A 5085-nucleotide genomic window follows, 5' to 3' on the forward strand; every position below is an offset into this window, starting at 1 on the left:
AAATTGCGCCGCTACGGGGGGCGGGCCCCCTGTCGCTTGTTGGGGGGCCCCTCCGGCGCGGCCGGCGGCGGTCACCCGCCGCCGGCTCCGGCGCCCTACCTCAGCGCTCGACCTCGCCGCGGATGAACTTCTCGACGTTCTCCTTGGCCTCGTCGTCGAAGTACTGCACCGGCGGGGACTTCATGAAGTACGAGGAGGCCGACAGGATCGGGCCGCCGATGCCGCGGTCCTTGGCGATCTTCGCGGCGCGCACGGCGTCGATGATGACACCGGCGGAGTTCGGGGAGTCCCAGACCTCGAGCTTGTACTCCAGGTTCAGCGGGACGTTGCCGAACGCGCGACCCTCCAGGCGGACGTACGCCCACTTGCGGTCGTCCAGCCAGGCCACGTAGTCCGACGGGCCGATGTGGACGTTGTTGGCGCCCATCTCGCGGTCGCGGATCTGCGAGGTGACGGCCTGGGTCTTGGAGATCTTCTTGGACTCCAGGCGCTCGCGCTCGAGCATGTTCTTGAAGTCCATGTTGCCGCCGACGTTCAGCTGCATGGTGCGCTCGAGGATGACACCGCGGTCCTCGAACAGCTTGGCCATCACGCGGTGCGTGATGGTGGCGCCGACCTGGGACTTGATGTCGTCACCGACGATCGGCACGCCGGCCTCGGTGAACTTGTCCGCCCACTCCTTGGTGCCCGCGATGAACACCGGCAGGGCGTTCACGAAGGCGACCTTGGCGTCGATGGCGCACTGGGCGTAGAACTTGGCGGCGGCCTCGGAACCGACGGGCAGGTAGCAGACCAGGACGTCGACCTGCTGGTCCTTGAGGATCTGGACGACGTCGACCGGGGTCTCGTCGGACTCCTCGATGGTCTCCCGGTAGTACTTGCCCAGGCCGTCGAGGGTGTGGCCGCGCTGGACGGTGACGCCGGTCGGCGGCACGTCGCAGATCTTGATGGTGTTGTTCTCGCTGCTGCCGATGGCGTCGGCCAGGTCGAAGCCGACCTTCTTGGCGTCGACGTCGAACGCGGCGACGAACTCCACGTCGCGGACGTGGTACTCACCGAACTGGACGTGCATCAGCCCGGGGACCTTGCCGGCCGGGTCGGCGTCCTTGTAGTACTCGACACCCTGCACCAGCGACGCGGCGCAGTTGCCCACGCCCACGATGGCTACGCGAACCGAACCCATTCCGGTTGCTCCCTGTGATCTCATGAGGGCCGCCGGGGTCGACGGCACTCGTCCTGCTTCTTCGATGACTGCTTGTACGGGCGCGAGGCGCCCACTCCTGCCGCGCGGCACAGGGCTGACGCGGTGTCAGCGCTCCTGGGCGGAGCGCCCCGGGCGGTCGTACGGTGGCCCGGGCGGGTCCTGGGACCCTTCCTCCTGGCCACGGCCGTCCGAAGTCTTGTGGGGTACGGCGGTGGTGTTGCCGCCGGTGGCGGGCCCGGTCCGGCCGGTGCGGTTGGCCCGCTCGGTCTCGATCAGCTCGTTGAGCCACCGGACCTCGCGCTCCACCGACTCCAGTCCGTGCCGCTGCAGCTCGACGGTGTAGTCGTCGAACCGCTCGCGGGCGCGGGCCAGCGAGTTGCGCATCTTCTCCAGTCGCTCCTCCAGCCGGCTGCGACGCCCTTCCAGGACGCGCATCCGTACGGCCCGGTCGGTCTGGCCGAAGAACGCGAAGTGGACGCCGAAGTGCTCGTCCTCCCAGGCGTCGGGCCCGGAGTCGGCGAGCAGCTCCTCGAAGCGCTGCTTGCCTTCGGGGGAGAGCCGGTAGACGGTCTTGGACCGCTTGCCGTTGAGCGCGGTGGCCGGGACGTACTCGACGTCCGGGTTGTCCTCGACCAGGAAGCCCTGGGCGACCAGGCTCTTCAGACACGGGTAGAGCGTTCCGTACGAGAACGCCCGCAACGTTCCGAGCAGGACGTTGAGCCGCTTGCGCAGCTCGTAGCCGTGCATCGGGGCGTCGTGGAGCAGACCGAGAACGGCGAACTCCAGCACTCCTGAGCGCCTGCCCATTGCCGTCGTCCTCCTTACCTCTCGGCCGTTGTCCGGCCGCTGCATCGGGCGGTATGCCGCGTCGATGTATCGGCTCGATATATCGAGAACAGTAAACCGGGCCCTCGGAACGGGCAAGGGGGGCGCGCGTGAAGGTGATCACAAGCCGACGCGCAGGAGTGGTTGGCAACGGGCGTGTAATGATCTGCTGCCGTTTTGCGGTCATTGGGGACTGATGCCCGATTAGTTGGGATTCTCGGCTGCGTACGCTGTCGCGTGTGCACGAGGACCACCTCCGGGGTTAGGGCGGTTGGCGGGCATCGGACGTGAACCCTGCCTTCAGGCTGGAACCGCCTGGCGAGGAGTGGCTGCAACATGAGTGAACGACGGCGAAGGACGCCCAGCCCGGGCGGTGACGGGCAGCAGCCCCCGGGTGGTGGTGGCCGTCAGGGCGGACCAGGCCGGGGCGAGGTGAGCTCGGACGGCGTCGGCCGTCGGCGCCCCCCGGGCGAACGGGAGACCGCTCAGCAACCCCGGATGACCCGCGCCGAACTGCGCAAGGCCGCCCAGAAGGGCGGCAAGGGCGGCCGGCGCGGTGCTGCCGACGCCTCCGCGTCCGCGGCCGCCGCCGCAGGCCCCGGCAAGAAGCGGTTCATCGACTACCCGCGCTTCGGCAAGACCGGCGTCCGGCGCTGGCTGCCGTCCTGGCGGCAGTGGCTGAGCGCCTTCCTGATCTTCTTCGCCACCTGCGTGGGCGGGGTCTTCTACCTCTACCAGACCACTGAGATCCCGAAGCTCAAGGATCTGATGAAGGACCAGAACACGATCTACTACTGGGCCGACGGCTCGGAGATGACCCGCAAGGGCGAGACCAACCGTCAGATCGTCGAGCTCTCCGACATCAGCCCCAACCTGCAGAACGCCGTGATCGCGGCGGAGAACCAGACCTTCCGCGAGGACAGCGGCATCGACCCCAAGGGCATGCTCCGCGCCGTCTACAACATGGCCAAGGGCGGCGAGACCCAGGGCGCCTCGACGATCACCCAGCAGTACGTGAAGAACGCGTACCTCAGTCAGGAGCAGACCCTCAGCCGCAAGCTGAAGGAGTTCTTCATCACGCTGAAGATCAATCAGAAGATGCAGAAGCCGGACATCCTCAAGGGGTACCTGAACACCAGCTGGTTCGGTCGCGGCTCGAACGGCGCCCAGGCCGCCGCACAGGCCTACTACGGGGTCGACGCCAAGGACCTCGACCTCTGTCAGAGCGCCATGCTGGCCGGCCTGTTGAAGGGCGCGTCGTACTACGACCCCAGCAACCCGGCCAACAAGGAGCGGGCCGAGGGGCGGTGGTCCTGGATCCTCGACAACATGGTGAAGATCAAGGCCGTCACCCCGGAGGAGCGTGCCAAGTGCAGCACGTTCCCCGCCCCGATCCCGCAGAAGCCCAACTCCAGCATGAACGGTGAGGTCAGCTACCTGGTCGACACCGCCAACAAGTACCTGATGGCCACCGACAAGACGATCACCCAGCAGATGATCGACAAGGGCGGCCTGAAGGTCTACACCACCTTCGAGAAGGACAAGGTCGACGCCCTGAAGAAGGCCGTCGACGACGTCAAGGGCGAGAACCTCAACGCCCAGAAGCGCCCCAACAACGACACCTTCATCCAGTTCGGCTCCGCCAGCATCCGCCCCGGCGACGGCGCGATCGTCGCCCTCTACGGCGGCGACGGCGTGGAGAACGGCCACTTCGACAACAACGCCGACGCCATCGGCGTCCAGGTCGGTTCGACCTTCAAGCCCTTCGTGCTGGCGACCGCCATGCAGATCGGCGTCCAGACGGCCACCGACGACAAGGGCAAGCCGAAGCGGATCAACGCCGACAGCCGCTACCTGTCCGACGACATGTCCGAGATCCGCAAGCCGGACGGCTCGCTGGTGATCGGCGACGACGGCAAGCCCTACCGGCAGAAGAACGAGGACTCCGGCAAGCGCGGCTACGTCTCGCTGCGGTCGGCCATGCAGAACTCGTTCAACGTGCCCTTCGTCCAGCTCAACCAGGACGTCGGCGGTCAGAACGTGGCCAACATCGCCGAGCAGATGGGCGTCAGGAAGGAGAGCTTCGCCGACCCGAAGACCCCGACCTTCGCCCTCGGCACCTCCACCATCAGCCCGATCCGGATGGCCACCGCCTACGGCACCCTGGCGGCCAGCGGCAAGGAGGCCGAGCCCTACTCGGTCACCAAGGTCGAGGTGAACGGCACCGAGCGCCCGGGCTTCGGCAAGAAGGACGCCAAGGTCGCCCTGGAGCCGGCCGTCGCCGACAACGTCACCGACGTGCTGGTGAACGTGGTGAAGAACGGTACCGGTTTCAAGGCCAAGGAGCTGGGCCGCCCGGTGGCCGGCAAGACCGGTACCACCGACCAGAACAAGTCGGCCTGGTGGGTCGGCTACACCCCGCAGCTGGTGACCAGCGTCGCGATGTGGCGCGAGGACCCGAGCAAGCACGAGCGGCTGTCGCTCAACGGCACCGGCGGCAAGGAGTCCATCCACGGTGGTGACATCCCGACCGACGTCTTCACCCGGTACATGAAGGCCGCGCTGGCCAACGAGAAGAAGATGGACTTCCCGGCCCCGCAGCCGGTCGGCACCCAGGTGGACTCCTCCGGCGCCCCGGTCTCGCCGAGCATGACGCCCACGCAGACGACGAGCGAGACCCCGTCGGCCCCGCCCGCGACCCAGCCGGGCACCAACAACCAGCCCCCGCCGACCAACAACAACCAGCCGCAGCCGCCCGTGTCCACCCAGGGCCCGGGCTGTGTCCCGGGCGTGGACTGCCCGGGCACGCAGCCGAGCCAGACACCGTCGCACACCAGGACCAACCCCGGTCCGACGAGCAGCTGCGGCCTCCTCGGCTGCACCACGCCCCCGCCCACGGCGCCGCCGACGGACCCCCCGGCGACGAGCAGCAAGCCGAGCGGCAAGCCGCCGACACCGTCCTCGACCGGCGGTGGCGGTGGGCAGAACGCACTGCTGCCCTGACCACCACCCGCTGAGCGGATGAACCGAACGGCGGTGGCGGCCCTCTCCGGAGG

Annotated in this window: 3 protein-coding genes; 1 reads left to right on the forward strand and 2 read right to left on the reverse strand. The window is 68.0% G+C overall.

The genetic code is table 11. The features are described 5' to 3' along the window. Positions 1-100: 100 nt before the first annotated feature. Entirely contained in the window at positions 101-1183 is a 1083-nt protein-coding gene (locus ACFV6I_RS18260) for an inositol-3-phosphate synthase (RefSeq protein WP_063348479.1), read from the reverse strand. A gap of 126 nt (positions 1184-1309) precedes the next feature. Further along, a complete protein-coding gene (locus ACFV6I_RS18265; RefSeq protein ID WP_063348480.1) occupies positions 1310-2011 on the reverse strand; it encodes a PadR family transcriptional regulator in 702 nt (233 codons plus the stop codon). 516 nt (positions 2012-2527) lie between these two features. Between ACFV6I_RS18265 and ACFV6I_RS18270 the strand changes: the two genes are divergently transcribed. After that, complete coding sequence (locus ACFV6I_RS18270) at positions 2528-5032, forward strand: transglycosylase domain-containing protein (protein ID WP_380426318.1); 2505 nt, start codon at positions 2528-2530, stop codon at positions 5030-5032. Positions 5033-5085 lie beyond the last annotated feature (53 nt).

Origin of the sequence: Kitasatospora sp. NPDC059803, from assembly GCF_042732255.1 — a bacterium.
Taxonomy (GTDB): domain Bacteria; phylum Actinomycetota; class Actinomycetes; order Streptomycetales; family Streptomycetaceae; genus Kitasatospora.